General features: G+C 70.0%; 13 protein-coding genes and 1 tRNA gene. 10 read left to right on the plus strand and 4 right to left on the minus strand.

The window, feature by feature from the left end; translation table 11 throughout:
- The first annotated feature begins 9 nt into the window (after positions 1-9).
- The gene (locus FCI23_RS01405) at positions 10-1,104 is read left to right on the plus strand and encodes a sensor histidine kinase (RefSeq protein WP_136721545.1); all 1,095 of its coding nucleotides are present in this window, start codon (positions 10-12) and stop codon (positions 1,102-1,104) included.
- A 158-nt stretch (positions 1,105-1,262) separates the two neighbouring features.
- On the opposite strand, the gene FCI23_RS01410 is transcribed toward FCI23_RS01405, so the two are convergent.
- The gene (locus FCI23_RS01410; RefSeq protein WP_136721546.1) at positions 1,263-2,420 is read right to left on the minus strand and encodes an acyl-CoA dehydrogenase family protein; all 1,158 of its coding nucleotides are present in this window, start codon (positions 2,418-2,420) and stop codon (positions 1,263-1,265) included.
- A gap of 58 nt (positions 2,421-2,478) precedes the next feature.
- Entirely contained in the window at positions 2,479-3,096 is a 618-nt protein-coding gene (locus FCI23_RS01415; protein ID WP_136721547.1) for an SACE_7040 family transcriptional regulator, read from the minus strand.
- A gap of 138 nt (positions 3,097-3,234) precedes the next feature.
- Here FCI23_RS01415 and FCI23_RS01420 point away from each other — a divergent pair, with 138 nt between their 5' ends.
- The 6 genes from FCI23_RS01420 to glmS all read left to right on the plus strand — a co-directional run bounded on the left by FCI23_RS01420 (position 3,235) and on the right by glmS (position 11,316).
- Complete coding sequence (locus FCI23_RS01420) at positions 3,235-4,863, plus strand: carboxyl transferase domain-containing protein (RefSeq protein WP_136721548.1); 1,629 nt, start codon at positions 3,235-3,237, stop codon at positions 4,861-4,863.
- A 16-nt stretch (positions 4,864-4,879) separates the two neighbouring features.
- Entirely contained in the window at positions 4,880-6,925 is a 2,046-nt protein-coding gene (locus tag FCI23_RS01425) for an acetyl/propionyl/methylcrotonyl-CoA carboxylase subunit alpha (RefSeq protein ID WP_136721717.1), read from the plus strand.
- Positions 6,922-7,851 carry a hydroxymethylglutaryl-CoA lyase gene (locus FCI23_RS01430; RefSeq protein ID WP_136721549.1) on the plus strand — a complete coding sequence of 310 codons (930 nt, stop codon included), beginning with the start codon at positions 6,922-6,924 and terminating at the stop codon, positions 7,849-7,851. Before FCI23_RS01425 ends, FCI23_RS01430 begins: the two co-directional genes overlap by 4 nt.
- A 5-nt stretch (positions 7,852-7,856) precedes the next feature.
- Entirely contained in the window at positions 7,857-9,017 is a 1,161-nt protein-coding gene (locus FCI23_RS01435; protein ID WP_136721550.1) for an acyl-CoA dehydrogenase family protein, read from the plus strand.
- 128 nt (positions 9,018-9,145) lie between these two features.
- Positions 9,146-9,421 carry a hypothetical protein gene (locus tag FCI23_RS01440; protein WP_136721551.1) on the plus strand — a complete coding sequence of 92 codons (276 nt, stop codon included), beginning with the start codon at positions 9,146-9,148 and terminating at the stop codon, positions 9,419-9,421.
- A gap of 71 nt (positions 9,422-9,492) precedes the next feature.
- Positions 9,493-11,316, plus strand: a complete 1,824-nt coding sequence (glmS, locus tag FCI23_RS01445; RefSeq protein ID WP_136721552.1) for a glutamine--fructose-6-phosphate transaminase (isomerizing) — start codon at positions 9,493-9,495, stop codon at positions 11,314-11,316.
- A gap of 25 nt (positions 11,317-11,341) precedes the next feature.
- On the opposite strand, the gene FCI23_RS01450 is transcribed toward glmS, so the two are convergent.
- Both FCI23_RS01450 and FCI23_RS59170 read right to left on the minus strand, forming a co-directional pair.
- The gene (locus FCI23_RS01450; RefSeq protein WP_136721553.1) at positions 11,342-11,863 is read right to left on the minus strand and encodes a universal stress protein; all 522 of its coding nucleotides are present in this window, start codon (positions 11,861-11,863) and stop codon (positions 11,342-11,344) included.
- A gap of 547 nt (positions 11,864-12,410) precedes the next feature.
- Entirely contained in the window at positions 12,411-12,869 is a 459-nt protein-coding gene (locus tag FCI23_RS59170; protein ID WP_246143221.1) for a hypothetical protein, read from the minus strand.
- On the opposite strand from FCI23_RS59170, the gene FCI23_RS01455 reads away from it, so the two are divergent.
- The 3 genes from FCI23_RS01455 (at position 12,796) to FCI23_RS01465 (ending at position 14,912) form a co-directional block, all read left to right on the plus strand.
- Positions 12,796-13,998 (plus strand): helix-turn-helix domain-containing protein, encoded by a 1,203-nt coding sequence (locus tag FCI23_RS01455; RefSeq protein ID WP_246143217.1) that lies wholly within the window; start codon positions 12,796-12,798, stop codon positions 13,996-13,998. The two genes, FCI23_RS59170 and FCI23_RS01455, sit on opposite strands and share 74 nt — an antisense overlap.
- 120 nt (positions 13,999-14,118) lie before the next feature.
- On the plus strand, positions 14,119-14,721 hold the full coding sequence (orn, locus tag FCI23_RS01460; RefSeq protein ID WP_136721554.1) for an oligoribonuclease: 603 nt from the start codon (positions 14,119-14,121) through the stop codon (positions 14,719-14,721).
- Positions 14,722-14,839: 118 nt separating this feature from the next.
- Positions 14,840-14,912: transfer RNA gene (locus FCI23_RS01465), tRNA-His, on the plus strand.
- The last annotated feature ends 106 nt before the right edge of the window (positions 14,913-15,018 follow it).

Raw genomic sequence — 15,018 nt, forward strand, 5'->3', positions numbered from 1 at the left:
GGGCGGTCCGTGGCGTTGGACGCCTCGCTGGTGGCCGTCGCCGCGGTCGAGGCCTGGGCGACCCGCTCCCTGGGCGGCGCGTACGCCCTGACCGCCGCATATGGCGCGGCCGGGGCCCTGGTGCTCCGCCGACGACTGCCGCTGACGGCCTTCGCCGCGACATTGCCGGCGCTTTCCCTCGGCTATATATGGCTGGCGCCGATGGGCGCGCTCTATACGATCGCGGCCGACGACCACCGCAGGGCCTGGCACGCCTGGCTGACCGGCGGCTGCGCGGCGACGGTCGCCGCGGTGTCGTTCGCGCCCTGGCCATGGCTCGGCCCCCTCAGCTGGGAACCGGCCGCCGTCGTCCTCGCGGCTCTGATGTCGGCCCTGCTGGCCACGGCGCCCATCGCCCTCGGCCTGCTCATGGCGGCGCGGCGTGAGCTCGCCGCGCGGCTGGGCGAGCTGGCCGAGAGCCGGGAGCACGAGCGGCGGCTGGCGGCCGAGCAGGCAGTCGTACGGGAGCGGGCCCGGCTGGCCCGGGAAATGCACGACACCGTCGCACACCACATCAGCCTGATCTCGGTGCAGTCGGGCGCTCTGGAGGCGACGGCGCAGAGTGACGCGGCACGGAGTGCGGCGGAAGCAGTGCGGCAGCTCAGCAGAGAGGCGCTGGACGAGCTGCGGCGGATGGTCGGGCTGCTACGGCTGCCCATCACCTCTCAGGCACCGTCGGACGAGCCAGGACTGGCGGACCTGCCCGCGCTGCTCGCCTCGGCGGGCCCGGACGTACACGGCGACCTGCCGGCGTTGGAGGATCGCGCCTGCCCGCCGCCCGTGCAGCAAGCGGCGTACCGCACGGTCCAGGAAGCGCTGACGAACATACGCAGGCACGCGCCCGGCGCGAAGACGCACGTCGCCCTGCGTCTGCAGGGCGACTACCTGCTCGTGTGTGTACGCAACGGCCCCTGCGGGCCGGCTCCGGGCCCCGCCCTGCCTTCCGGCGGCCACGGCCTGACCGGCCTGCGGGAACGCGCCGCAGGCCTGGGCGGCACCCTGCACGCCGCACCCGAGCCCGACGGCGGCTTCCTGGTGCGGGCGGCGCTGCCGCTGGGACCCTAGCCCCTGCCCGGCAACCAGCCCGTCCGACGTTCGAGGCCTCGGGTCCCCCCACGCCGGCCGGGGTGATGCCGTTGTTTCGGGAAGGGGGGAGGGGAAAGCGCCGCAGGCACCCCTGCGGCCGCCGGACAGTGCCCGGCGCGTCGGCCACTACGCTCCGGTCACAGGCCGATCGACTTGGCGATGATGGAACGCATGACCTCGCTGGTGCCGCCGTAGATGCGGTGCACACGGTTGTCCGCGTAGAGACGGGCGATCGGGTACTCCAGCATGTAGCCGTAACCGCCGTGCAGCTGGAGGCACTTGTCGATGACCTTGGCCGCGGTCTCGGTACAGAAGAGCTTGGTTTTGGCGGCGTCGGAGGCGCTGAACTCGCCGACTTCGTGGGCCTCCAGGGCGCGGTCGACGACGGCCTGCATCGCCTCGACGTCGGACACGCAGTCGGCGAGCACGAACTTGGTGTTCTGGAACTCGGCGACAGCCTTGCCGAAGACCTTGCGATCGCGCACGTACTGGGTGGCGAAGCGGACGGCGGCCTCGGCCTGGGCGTAGGAGCCGACGGCGATGGCGAGACGTTCCTGCGGGAGGTTGTGGGCGAGGTAGGAGAAGGCCTTGCCCTCCTCGCCGAGCAGGTCTGCGACCGGGACCTTGACGTCGGTGAAGGAGAGCTCGGCGGTGTCAGAGGTGCGCAGGCCGATCTTCTCCAGCTTTCGGCCGACCGCGTAGCCCTCGCTCTTGGTGTCGACGACGAGTATCGACAGGCCGCCACGGCGGTCCTCGGGGGTGGCCGGGGAGGTCCGGGCCACCACAAGGACCCGGTCGGCGACGACACCGCCGGTGATGAAGGTCTTGGCGCCGTTGAGGACGTAGTGGGTGCTATCGGCGGAAAGCTTGGCATTGGTGGTCATACCGGCCAGGTCGGAGCCGGTGCCGGGCTCGGTCATGGCGATGGCGGTCATGAGTTCGCCGGAGACAAAGCCGGGCAGCCAGCGCTTCTTCTGCTCTTCGGAGGCGTACTCGAGGATGTACGGGAGGACGAGCCCGGTGTGCACTCCGCTGCTGCCGAAGCTGACGCCGGCCCGGGCGCACTCCTCGGTGACCACGGCGCTGAACTTCCAGCCGGTGACGCCCGCGCCGCCGTACTCCTCCGGGACCTCGATGCCGAAGATCCCCAGCTCGCCGAGGCGGAGGTAGAAGTCACGGGGCGGGTATCCGTCCTGCTCCCATTCGGGGTAGACCGGCACGACCTCGTTGGCGATGAAGTCCCGGATGGTCTCCCGGAAAGCCTCGTGGTCCTCGTTGAATACTGTGCGACGCACTGAGCGCCTCCTCTGGATCGTCCGGGCACTGCGGCCGGCTCGAGCGATAAGCAAGCGCTCAGTAAGTTACTTGCCGGTCGCCGGAACTGTCCAGAGCGGCGAACGCCCCGAGCGCCAGCCGGTGCAGCAGTGCCGCAGTCGCGGCCCGGCCGGGGAGGCCGCCCTGCGGCCCGAGGTGCGGTGTTGAATTGAGGAGGCCCAGGACAGCATGCACGGCGGCCCTGGCGTCCTGCTCGGAGGTGGCCGGATGGACCTGCCGGACGACGTCGACCCACAGCTCGACGTACTGCCGCTGGAGCTGGCGGACCATCTTGCGGTCCGAGTCCCTGAGCCGGTCGAGCTCGCGATCGTGCACGGTGATCAGCGGACGGTCGTCGAGGGCGAAGTCGATATGACCGCGGACCAGCGCGTCCAGCGCCTGCGCGGGAGCGCCCTCGGTCCGGCGCTTCCCCTCCGCGTAGAGCCGGCCACTGATGCCGACGAGCAACTCGGCGAGCATGGCGTCCTTCCCCGCGAAGTGCCGGTAGAGGCCGGGGCCGCTGATGCCCACTGCAGCCCCTATCTCGTCCACACCGACGCCGTGGAAACCACGCTCGGCGAAGAGCCGCGCGGCTTCCCGGAGGATCTGCTCGCGCCTGGCTCCGGCCGCCCTCGGGGCCGATTTCGTGGGCTCCACACCACACCTTTCCCGGATCCGAGCCACAGCGCCGCACTCGGAGAAAATCGTTGTCAGACCATTCTAGACAGAGGAGTTAACGAGCGCTAACGTGGAGACAAGACGTTAACGATCGCTAACTTCCGGGGGGTCTCGCTCATGGAAGCTCCAGTTCTCGAAGCTCCGGTTCTCGCCAGCGCGGCCGATCCCGCGTCGGAGACATTCCGCGCGAACGCGGAAGCGCATGCCGCACTCGGGGCCCAACTGCGCGCGAAGCTCGCCGCGGCCAGACTCGGCGGCGGCGAGAGGGCCCGTGCCCGACATACCGCGCGCGGGAAGCTGCTGCCCCGCGACCGGGTGGACGGGCTGCTCGACCCCGGCTCTCCCTTCCTGGAGCTCGCGCCGCTGGCCGCCGACGGGATGTACGAGGGACAGGCCCCGGCTGCCGGTGTGATCGCAGGGATCGGCCGGGTGTCGGGGCGCGAGGTGGTGATCGTCGCCAATGACGCCACAGTCAAGGGCGGCACCTACTACCCGGTCACCGTCAAGAAGCACCTCCGCGCCCAGGAGGTGGCACTCGACAACCGTCTCCCCTGCGTCTATCTGGTCGACTCCGGCGGCGCCTTCCTCCCCCGGCAGGACGAGGTCTTCCCCGACCGCGACCACTTCGGGCGGATTTTCTACAACCAGGCCACGATGTCAGCCCGGGGCATCCCGCAGATCGCGGCCGTGATGGGCTCATGCACAGCCGGCGGCGCCTATGTCCCCGCGATGAGCGACGAGGCGGTCATCGTCCGGAACCAGGGGACAATCTTCCTCGGCGGGCCGCCCCTGGTGAAGGCCGCCACGGGCGAGGTCGTCACCGCCGAGGACCTCGGCGGCGGCGAGGTGCACTCCCGGACCTCCGGCGTCACCGACCATCTGGCCGAGGACGACACGCACGCGCTGCGGATCGTCCGGCAGATCGTCTCCACCCTGCCCGCACGCGGGCCGCTGCCCTGGACGGTCGAGCTGGTCGAGGACCCCGCAGTCGCACCCGCCGGGCTCTACGGCGCGGTCCCGGTGGACTCCCGGACCCCGTACGACGTACGCGAGGTCATCGCGCGCATCACCGACGGCAGCCGCTTCGCCGAATTCAAGGCGGAGTACGGCACGACTTTGGTCACCGGCTTCGCCCGGCTGCACGGCCACCCGGTCGGCATCGTCGCCAACAACGGCATCCTCTTCTCCGAATCCGCCCAGAAGGGCGCGCACTTCATCGAGTTGTGCGACCAGCGTGGTATTCCGCTGCTGTTCCTCCAGAACATCTCGGGCTTCATGGTCGGCCGCCAGTACGAGGCGGGCGGCATCGCCAAGCACGGCGCCAAGATGGTGACGGCGGTGGCCTGCGCGCGGGTGCCCAAGCTGACCGTCGTCATCGGCGGTTCCTACGGCGCCGGCAACTACTCGATGTGCGGCCGGGCGTACTCGCCGCGCTTCTTGTGGATGTGGCCGAATGCCAAGATCTCCGTGATGGGCGGCGAGCAGGCCGCCTCGGTGCTGGCGACAGTCAAGCGCGACCAGTTGGCAGCGGCCGGGGAGAAGTGGAGCGAGGAGGCGGAGGAAGAGTTCAAGTCCCCCATCCGCGCCCAGTACGAGACGCAGGGCAACGCCTACTACGCGACGGCCCGCCTCTGGGACGACGGCGTGATCGACCCGCTGGAGACCCGCACAGTCCTGGGCCTCGCGCTCACCGCCTGCGCCAACGCGCCGCTGGGCGAGCCCGGCTACGGCGTCTTCCGGATGTGAGGGCAGAAAAGTGAGCCTGTTTGACACCGTCCTCGTCGCCAACCGCGGTGAGATCGCCGTCCGCGTCATCCGCACCCTGCGAAAGCTCGGCGTACGCGCGGCCGCCGTCTTCACCGACGCGGATGCCGATGCGAGGCATGTCCGGGAAGCCGACACCGCCGTCCGCATCGACAGCTACCTCTCGATCGACGAACAGCTGCGGGCGACCGCCCGCACCGGCGCTCAGGCCGTCCACCCCGGCTATGGCTTCCTCGCCGAGAACGCGGCCTTCGCCCGGGCCTGTACGGAGGCAGGGCTAACCTTCATCGGCCCACCGGCGCAGGCGATCGAGCTGATGGGCGACAAGATCCGCGCCAAGGAAACCGTGCGGGCCGCTGGGGTCCCCGTGGTCCCGGGAAGCACCGGCAGGGGTCTGAGCGACGCCCAGCTCATCGCCGCCGCCCAGGAGATCGGCACCCCGGTGCTGCTCAAACCGTCGGCCGGCGGCGGCGGCAAGGGCATGCGGCTGGTGCACGACGAGGCGCTCCTCGGCGAGGAGATCGCCGCCGCCCGGCGTGAGGCGCGGAGCTCCTTCGGCGATGACACGCTCCTCCTCGAGCGCTGGATCGACCGCCCCCGGCACATCGAGATCCAGGTCCTGGCGGACGGCCACGGCGGCGTCATCCATCTGGGGGAGCGTGAATGCTCACTGCAACGGCGGCACCAGAAGGTGATCGAAGAGGCCCCCTCGGCCTTCCTCGACCCCGCCACTCGCCAGGCGATGGGCCAAGCCGCCGTCCAGGCCGCCCGCAGCTGCGGCTATGTCGGCGCGGGCACCGTCGAGTTCATCGTCCCGGGCTCCGATCCTTCCGCGTACTGCTTCATGGAGATGAACACCCGTCTCCAGGTCGAGCATCCGGTGACCGAGCTCATCACCGGTCTCGATCTGGTGGAGTGGCAGCTGCGGGTCGCTTCCGGCGAGCGGCTGCCCTTCGGACAGCACGACATCACCTTCACCGGGCACGCGATCGAGGCCCGTATCTGCGCTGAGGTCCCTGCCCGGGGATTCCTGCCCTCCGCCGGGACGGTGCTCGCGCTGCGCGAGCCGGAAGGCGACGGCATCCGCGTCGACTCCGGCCTGTCGGCCGGCACCGAGGTCGGCACCTCCTACGACCCCATGCTCGCCAAAGTCATCGCTCATGGCCCGGACCGGCCCACCGCCCTCCGCACGCTGCGCGGTGCCCTCGCCGGCACCACGGTCCTCGGTCTCGACACCAATACGGGCTTCCTACGGCGCCTGCTGGCCCACCCCTCCGTCACTGCCGGGGACCTGGACACGGGCCTGATCGACCGCGAAGCGGCGAACCTCGTGCCATCGGGGGTGCCGGACGAGCTCTATGCGGCGGCAGCTCTGCTGCGACAGGCAGCGCTGGGACCCGCCGGGGCCGGCTGGGTGGATCCGTTCTCCGTGCCGACCGGCTGGCGTCTCGGCGGCGAGCCCGCCTGGACGGTGCATCATCTGCGGGTGCCCGGCCATGAGCCGGTGGCCGTCCGCGTGCGCGGCGCGGCGGACAGCTCGGAAAGCTGCGATGTGCGCGTCAATGACGCCTCCCCGATACGGGCGCGCATCGCGGGCGGTGCGGGGGCCGCCGCGGCGGGCGAGCTGGCGTTGGAGTGGGACGGCGTCACCCATGCCCTCCACCACGCCGGCGACTGGCTCGGCCGGGACGGGGACAGCTGGCGTGTCGCCGACCACGACCCCCTCGAAGCTGTGCTGCGCGGCGGAACAGGCCGGGGTGGCGTTGACACCCTGGCCGCACCGATGCCGGGGACGGTCACTGTCGTCAAGGTCGCGGTGGGCGACACCGTGACGGCGGGGCAGAGCCTGCTGGTGGTCGAGGCAATGAAGATGGAGCACGTCATCACCGCCCCGCACGACGGCACGGTCGCCGAGGTCAGTGTTGCGCCCGGCGCCACCGTGGCCATGGACCAGGTGCTCGCCGTGGTCGACCCGCACGACGAGGCGGCGGCCCAGACAGCCGGCACGGACAGCACGGACAGCACAGACAGGGGTAAGCCATGATCACCGGACTGCCCATGACGATGCCTCTGGACGGGCTGCCGTCCACTGTCCGGATCCATGAGGTCGGGCCGCGCGACGGGCTGCAGAACGAGAAAGCGACGGTCCCGACCGCGGTCAAGGCCGAGTTCATCCACCGCCTGGCCGACGCCGGACTGCGCACCATCGAAGCGACGAGCTTCGTGCATCCCAAGTGGGTGCCCCAACTGGCCGACGCGGAGCAACTGGTGCCGCTGCTCGGCGGGGTGGACGCGCGACTTCCCGTTCTGGTGCCCAATGAGCGCGGTCTGGAGCGGGCACTCGCGCTCGGGGTACGGGAGATCGCTGTGTTCGCGAGCGCGACCGAGTCCTTCGCGAAGGCCAACCTCAATCGCACTGTCGACGAGTCCGTCGCCATGTTCGAGCCGGTGGTCGCCAAGGCCCGTGCGGCCGGCGCGAGCGTGCGCGGGTATCTGTCGATGTGCTTCGGCGACCCGTGGGAGGGCTCGGTACCGGTCGCGCGGGTGGCCGCAGTCGCCCGGCGGCTGTTCGATCTCGGGTGCGACGAGCTGAGCCTCGGCGACACGATCGGCGTGGCGACACCGGGCCATGTCGGGGCACTGCTGGACACTCTGGACATCCCGGTCGACCACCTCGCCGTGCACTTCCACGACACCTACGGCCAGGCCCTGTCCAACACCCTGGCCGCCCTGCAGCGCGGCGTGTGCACCATCGACGCGTCGGCGGGGGGCCTCGGAGGCTGCCCGTACGCGAAGAGCGCCACTGGCAATCTGGCCACCGAAGATCTCGTCTGGATGATGGACGGCCTCGGCATAGACACGGGGGTCGACCTCGCCCGCCTCACCGCCACAAGCGTGTGGATGGCTGATCAGCTGGGACGGCCCAGCCCGTCCCGTACTGTCCGCGCCCTCTCCCACCAGGAGGAGTGACTGCCATGTCGATCGACCACCGGCTGCCCGCCGAATACGAGGAACTCCGCCGCACTGTGGAGGAGTTCGCGCATGATGTCGTCGCCCCGAAGATCGGCGAGTTCTACGAGCAGAATGAATTCCCGTACGAGATCGTCCGGGAGATGGGCCGGATGGGCCTGTTCGGTCTGCCCTTCCCGGAGGAGTACGGCGGGATGGGCGGCGACTACTTCGCCCTCTGCCTGGCCCTGGAGGAGCTGGCCCGGGTCGACTCCTCCGTGGCGATCACCCTGGAGGCCGGGGTGTCGCTCGGCGCCATGCCGGTCTTCCGCTTCGGGACGGAGGAGCAGAAGCGCGAGTGGCTGCCCCGGCTCTGCTCCGGCGCGTTGCTGGGCGCGTTCGGCCTGACCGAGCCGGAGGCCGGATCGGACGCGGGCGGCACCCGTACGACCGCCGTCCGGGAGGGCGACGAGTGGGTGATCAACGGCACCAAATGCTTCATCACCAATTCGGGCACGGACATCACCGGCCTGGTCACCGTCACGGCGGTCACCGGCCGGTCCGCCGACGGGCGGCCGGAGATCTCGTCGGTCATCGTGCCGTCGGGGACACCCGGCTTCACGGTGTCGAAGAAGTACAGCAAGGTCGGATGGAATGCCTCGGACACCCGGGAGCTGTCCTTCACCGACTGCCGGGTCCCGGCTGTGAATCTGCTCGGCGAGGAGGGGCGCGGGTTCGCACAGTTCCTGCGGATCCTGGACGAGGGCCGGATCGCGATCTCCGCGGTGGCCACGGGCCTGGCCCAGGGATGCGTGGACGAGTCGGTCGGGTATGCCAGGAGCCGCACCGCCTTCGGGCGGCCGATCGGCGCGAACCAGGCGATCCAGTTCAAGATCGCCGACATGGAGATGCGGGCGTACACCGCCCGGCTGGCCTGGCGGGACGCGGCGGCCAGGCTGATCAGCGGGGAGCCGTTCAAAAAGGAAGCGGCGCTCGCCAAGCTCTACTCCTCCGAGATCGCGGTGACCAATGCCAGGGAAGCCACCCAGGTCCACGGGGGCTACGGCTTCATGAACGAGTACCCGGTGGCCCGGATGTGGCGGGACTCCAAGATCCTGGAGATCGGTGAGGGCACCAGCGAGGTCCAGCGGATGCTGATCGCTCGGGAAATGGGTCTCCCGGCGTAGCGAAGGCCCCTTCCGAAACCGATCCCGAGCACGTTCCGGGCGTAGCGGAGGCGTAGCTTTGACACGCCCCTGCCCGATATCGGGCAGGATCCTTGCAAAGTGCTCCCCTCATCCGTGAGGATCAACCGGTGCTCGAACGCCGTGCGGCCAATGACGATCTCATCGACCACCTGGTGCGGACCACGCCGCTGCAACGCGGCGAGGCCGCCCGGGTCGTCCTGGACGTCCTGGCGTATTTCGACGAGACGACCGAGGACTATGTCCGGCGCCGCCATCGCGAGCTGCAGTCCGGGGGACTGCAGAACGCGGAGATCTTCGAGCGGATAACCGAGGAGTTGGCGCACCGCGCGGTCGCCCCGCCGGAGCTCTCACTGCGGCAGTTGCGCCGCATCGTCTACGGCTGAGCCGGGAGCCGGACAGGGACCCGGCACTGAGCCGGGCACTCAAGCATAGGAACCACAGGGAGGGACACCCCATGTGCGGGATCGTCGGATACATCGGGAAGCGTGATGTCGCCCCGCTGCTGCTGGAAGGGCTGCAGCGGCTGGAGTACCGCGGCTATGACTCGGCAGGCATCGCCATCATCAGGAAAACCCAGTCCGGCACGAGCCTGAAGACCGCCAAGGCCAAGGGCCGGGTCCGGGAGCTGGAGGCCCAGATCCCCAAGCGGTTCGCCGGCACCACCGGCATCGCGCACACCCGCTGGGCCACCCATGGCGCACCGAGCGACGAGAACGCGCACCCGCACCTGGACGGGGACAGCAAGGTCGCGATCGTCCACAACGGCATCGTCGACAACGCCTCCGAGATCCGCGCCAAGCTGACCGCCGACGGCGTCGTCTTCACCTCCGAGACCGACTCCGAGGTGCTCGCCCACCTCATCGGCCGCTCCCAGGCCTCCACGTTGGAGGAGATGGTCCAGCAGGCCCTCTCCCGCGTTGAGGGCACCTACGGCATCGCTGTGCTGCACGCCGACTTCCCGGACCGGATCGTCGTGGCCCGCAACGGCTCCCCGGTCGTGCTCGGCATCGGGGAGAACGAGATGTTCGTGGCATCCGACGTCGCCGCCCTGGTCCGCCACACGCGCCAGGTCATCACCCTGGACGACGGCGAGATGGCCACCCTCACCGCCGGGGACTACCGCACCTACACCACCGAGGGCAGCCGCACCTCGGCCTCCCCCACCACCATCGAGTGGGAGGCCGAGAACTACGACCTCGGCGGCCATGACACCTATATGCACAAGGAGATCGCCGAGCAGCCGGACGCGGTCGACCGCGTGCTGCGCGGCCGGATCGACGACCGCTTCGCCACCGTGCACCTAGGGGGGCTCAATCTGGACGCCCGCGAGGCGCGCGGAGTGCGCAGGGTGAAGATCCTCGGCTGCGGCTCGGCGTACTACTCGGGCCAGATCGGCGCCCAGCTGATCGAGGAGCTGGCCCGCATCCCCGCCGATGCCGAGCCAGCCAGCGAGTTCCGCTACCGCAACGCGGTCGTGGACCCCCACACCCTCTACATCGCGGTCAGCCAGTCCGGGGAGACATACGACACCCTGGCGGCCGTCCAGGAGCTCAAGCGCAAGGGCGCCAGGGTCCTCGGCGTGGTCAATGTCGTCGGCAGCGCGATCGCCCGCGAGACGGACGGCGGCATGTATGTACACGCCGGGCCCGAGGTCTGCGTGGTGTCCACCAAGTGCTTCACCAACACCGCCGTGGCCTTCGCGCTGCTCGCCCTGCACCTCGGCCGGGTCCGTGATCTGTCGGTCGCCGACGGCAAGCGCATCATCGCGGGCCTGCGCAGGCTGCCCGGCCAGATCGCCGAGGTGCTGGGCGACGAGGAGCAGATCGCCAAGCTCGCCGCCGAGTACGCGAACGCCAGGAGCATGATGTTCGTCGGCCGGGTGCGCGGCTATCCGGTGGCCCGAGAGGCCGCACAGAAGCTCAAGGAGGTCTCCTACGTCCACGCGGAGGCATATCCGGCCTCGGAACTGAAGCACGGCCCGCTCGCGCTCATCGAGCCCGAGGTCCCCACGGTCGCGATCATTCCCAACGACGACCTGCTGGAAAAGAACCGCGCGACGCTGGAGGAGATCAAGGCCCGCAGCGGCCGGATCCTCGCCATCGCCCACCAGAAGCAGGAGACCGCCAACCACACGATCACTGTGCCTGCCAACGAGCCCGAGCTGGACCCGATCCTGATGGGCATCCCGCTGCAGCTGCTCGCCTACCACACCGCGCTCGTCCTCGGCCGGGACATCGACAAGCCGCGCAACCTCGCCAAGTCGGTCACCGTGGAGTAGCCGCAGAACGGGGCGCAGCGGCCTGTCAGGGGATAACGATGACGGGCCGCTGCGCGCGCCGCGCCAGCCGCCCGGCCACCGAGCCGAAGATCTTGCCGATGATCCCGTGGGTGCCGCCGACCACGATCGCGTCGGCCTCGTACTCGCGGCCGACCTCCTCCAGCTCGTGGCAGATGTCACCGCCCCGTTCGACGAGGATCCACGGCACCTCGGCCAGATGATCGGCACATGCCAGCTCAAGGCCCAGCACCTCGGTGCGGTGGTCCGGCACATCGACGAAGACCGGTGGCTCACAGCCGGCCCACACCGTGGCCGGCAGCCGGTTGGCGACATGCACGATGATCAGCGCGGAGCCGGATCTGCGGGCCATGCCGATCGCGTAGGCGAGCGCACGCTCACTGGAGACGGAACCGTCGAAACCGACAACGACCCCGTGCCGGAACGCGGGATCGCAGGACGCGTGCAGCTCAGTGGCCGCCTCGGGTACCGCCGCCGGATCGGCGAGCGGCTTGCCTTCGGCGGGCTCGGGAAGCTCGTAACCGGCCATGATGGGTTTCTCGGCGAAATCGGCACTGGGACCGATGGGCGGACATGACAGCGGGGGCCGCGGGACCAGCCGTTTCCGACCGGTAAGGGGCTGCCCTTCCCGCTGGCTCCAGGGTACGGCGCGCAGGCACCTGTGCACAGACGCATCTGGTGCTTCACAGCCTCCGCTTACCCCAAAGTTCCCAGGAGGATGCCGGAGCGTGGCGTGGAACGCAATGCCTGGCCATGCAAAGGCAACGACCTGCCACAAATCCGACAATTCACCTCGCTTCGCCCGTTGAGGACCATGTCCGCCTCCGGCCATATCCGGAATCGTCCTCACCCCCTACGGGCAAGCAGGGGCGCACGCGCCCATGCTCCATGCGCCGGGGTGCGCGACGGGGCGCTGACCTGGGCCATAGGCTGGGCTTCCAACCTTTTTCAGCCAACTTCTCACCGCAGTACGCCCGTTGGGAGGATGTGCCTAACCTGTCCGCGTTACCGGCAAGGATGGCGACTCAGGGGGCGCGCACCCCCCGTGCGCCCCCACCAGCAAAGGAAGGCGCACTTCACAGCGGGCCCGTCGAATGAAACGCTTCGTGATCGAATGCTTCACGCCATGTGGCCATGTCGACATAGCGGCAGGTGGTGAACTTGCCCCTACAGCCCCACCGGACACAGTAGATTCGATCTTGAGCAACACCCGGGGGAGATGTGCAGGACCGAGAGGACGAGACGACCGAGGGGGGCTTGAGCTCCATGAGCCAGGAGTCCAGGACCAGCACGGCGACAACGGACACGACCGCGGTGACGCCCATGGGCACCCCGGTGTCCTCTGTACCGTCCGCTGTCACATCCGCCACTTCTGCCGCTTCGGCTTCTGCCGCTTCTGCAGTTTCAACCATTTCCGCCACTTCCGGCGCCCTCCCGGCGTCCCGCGTCGTCCCCCGCAAGCTGTCCGCGCGGCGCCGCCAAGAGGTCGTCGCGGTCATGCTGTTCAGCGGCGGCCCGATCTTCGAGAGCTCCATCCCGCTCTCCGTCTTCGGCATCGACCGCCAGGACGCCGGCGTCCCCCGCTACCGGCTGCTCGTCTGCGCCGGGGAGGAAGGGCCGCTGCGCACCACCGGCGGGCTCGAACTGACCGCTCCGTACGGCCTGGAAGCGCTCTCCCGGGCCGGCACGGTCGTGGTGCCCGCCTGGCGCTCCATCTCCCAGCCGCCGCCTCTGGAGGCCCTTGACGCCCTGCGTCGGGCCCACGAGGAGGGCGCCCGCATCATCGGTCTGTGCACCGGTGCCTTCGTCCTGGCCGCCGCCGGGCTGCTGGACGGCCGCCCGGCCACCACACACTGGATGTACGCGCCGACCCTCGCCAAGCGCTACCCGTCCGTCCACGTCGACCCGCGCGAGCTCTTCGTCGATGACGGCGACGTCCTGACCTCGGCCGGCACCGCCGCCGGCATCGACCTCTGCCTGCACGTCGTACGCACCGACCACGGCGCCGAGGCCGCCAGCGCCCTGGCCCGCCGTCTCGTCGTGCCGCCCCGCCGCAGCGACTGGGCCAGCAGCCAGCCACGCCACCTCGACAGGTCTTTACCGGAGGAAATCGGTGGCGACCCACTCGCCGAAGTCGTCGCCTGGGCACTGGAGCACCTCCACGAGCAGTTCGACGTGGAAACCCTCGCCGCCCGCGCCTATATGAGCCGCCGGACCTTCGACCGGCGTTTCCGGACCCTCACCGGGAGCGCCCCCCTGCAGTGGCTGATCACCCAGCGGGTGCTCCAGGCGCAGCGGCTGCTGGAGACCTCCGACTACTCCGTCGACGAGGTCGCCGGGCGCTGCGGCTTCCGCTCCCCCGTGGCCCTGCGCGGGCACTTCCGCCGGCAGCTCGGCTCCTCCCCCGCCTCGTACCGGGCCGCCTACCGCGCCCGACGCCCCCAGGACGACCTCGACCAGCCGCCCGCCCGCCCCGAATCCCAGCGTCCCGTCGCCCCCCCGCACCAGCGCCGCCCGCACCCAGGCCCCGGCCACAACCAGGCCCTGGGACACGACAACGCCAAGACCGGCACCGACGCCTACGGCCCCGGCGTGCCCAAGCAGCCGGTACGCCGCCGTGGCGACACCGGCCCCGCGGACGCCCTCGGCGTCATCCGTTCGTAGCGGCCACCGGCGGCACCGGCGGGCCGCGCAGCCGGCCCGCAAGCCGTACGCAGTCCCGGACCACTCGCGTCCTCGCCCGTATATGCCGGCTCCGGGGCATCGCCCCTTAGGGTGAGACATATGAACGACCGCATGGTGTGGATCGACTGCGAGATGACTGGGCTCTCGCTCGCCCAAGACGCCCTCATCGAGGTAGCCGCCCTTGTCACCGACTCCGAACTGAACATCCTGGGCGAAGGGGTGGATATCGTCATCCGCCCGCCCGCCGAATCCCTGAGCACCATGCCCGACATCGTGCGCGAGATGCACACCGCCTCAGGGCTCCTCACCGAGCTCGACGACGGCGTCACTCTGGAGGAGGCCGAGAAGGCCGTCCTCGCCTACGTACGCGAACACGTCGCCGAACCGCGCAAGGCGCCGCTCTGCGGCAATTCCGTCTCCACCGACCGCGGCTTCCTCGCCCGGGACATGCCGGCCCTGGAGCAGCACCTCCACTACCGCATCGTGGACGTTTCCTCCATCAAGGAGCTCTCCCGCCGCTGGTACCCCCGCGCCTACTTCAACAGCCCCGTCAAGAACGGCAACCACCGCGCCCTCGCCGACATCCGCGAGTCCATCGCCGAGCTCCGCTACTACCGCGAGGCAGTCTTCGTCCCCCAGCCCGGCCCGGACACCGAAACGGCTCGCGCCATCGCCGCAAAGCACGTACTGCCTGCGGAGTAGCCCCGCGGCGCCGCACGCGGGCCGCGCGGCACACCGCGCGATACGTGGGAGCGGGCACCCGCCCGGACCCTGTACACTTTTCCTCGGCCGGTACGGAGCAGGAGCGGTGCCGGTCTTGGTGGATGTAGCTCAGCTGGTAGAGCACCTGGTTGTGGTCCAGGATGTCGCGGGTTCGAGCCCCGTCATTCACCCTGAAGAGAACGAAGGCCCGGCCTCCTCGTAGGCCGGGCCTTCGTCGTTTCGCGGCGCCGAATGGGAGGACCGCCGGTCCCGGGACCAACAGGTCCCTCCCGCCCG

Source organism: Actinacidiphila oryziradicis (assembly GCF_005047355.1).
Lineage (GTDB): Bacteria > Actinomycetota > Actinomycetes > Streptomycetales > Streptomycetaceae > Actinacidiphila > Actinacidiphila oryziradicis.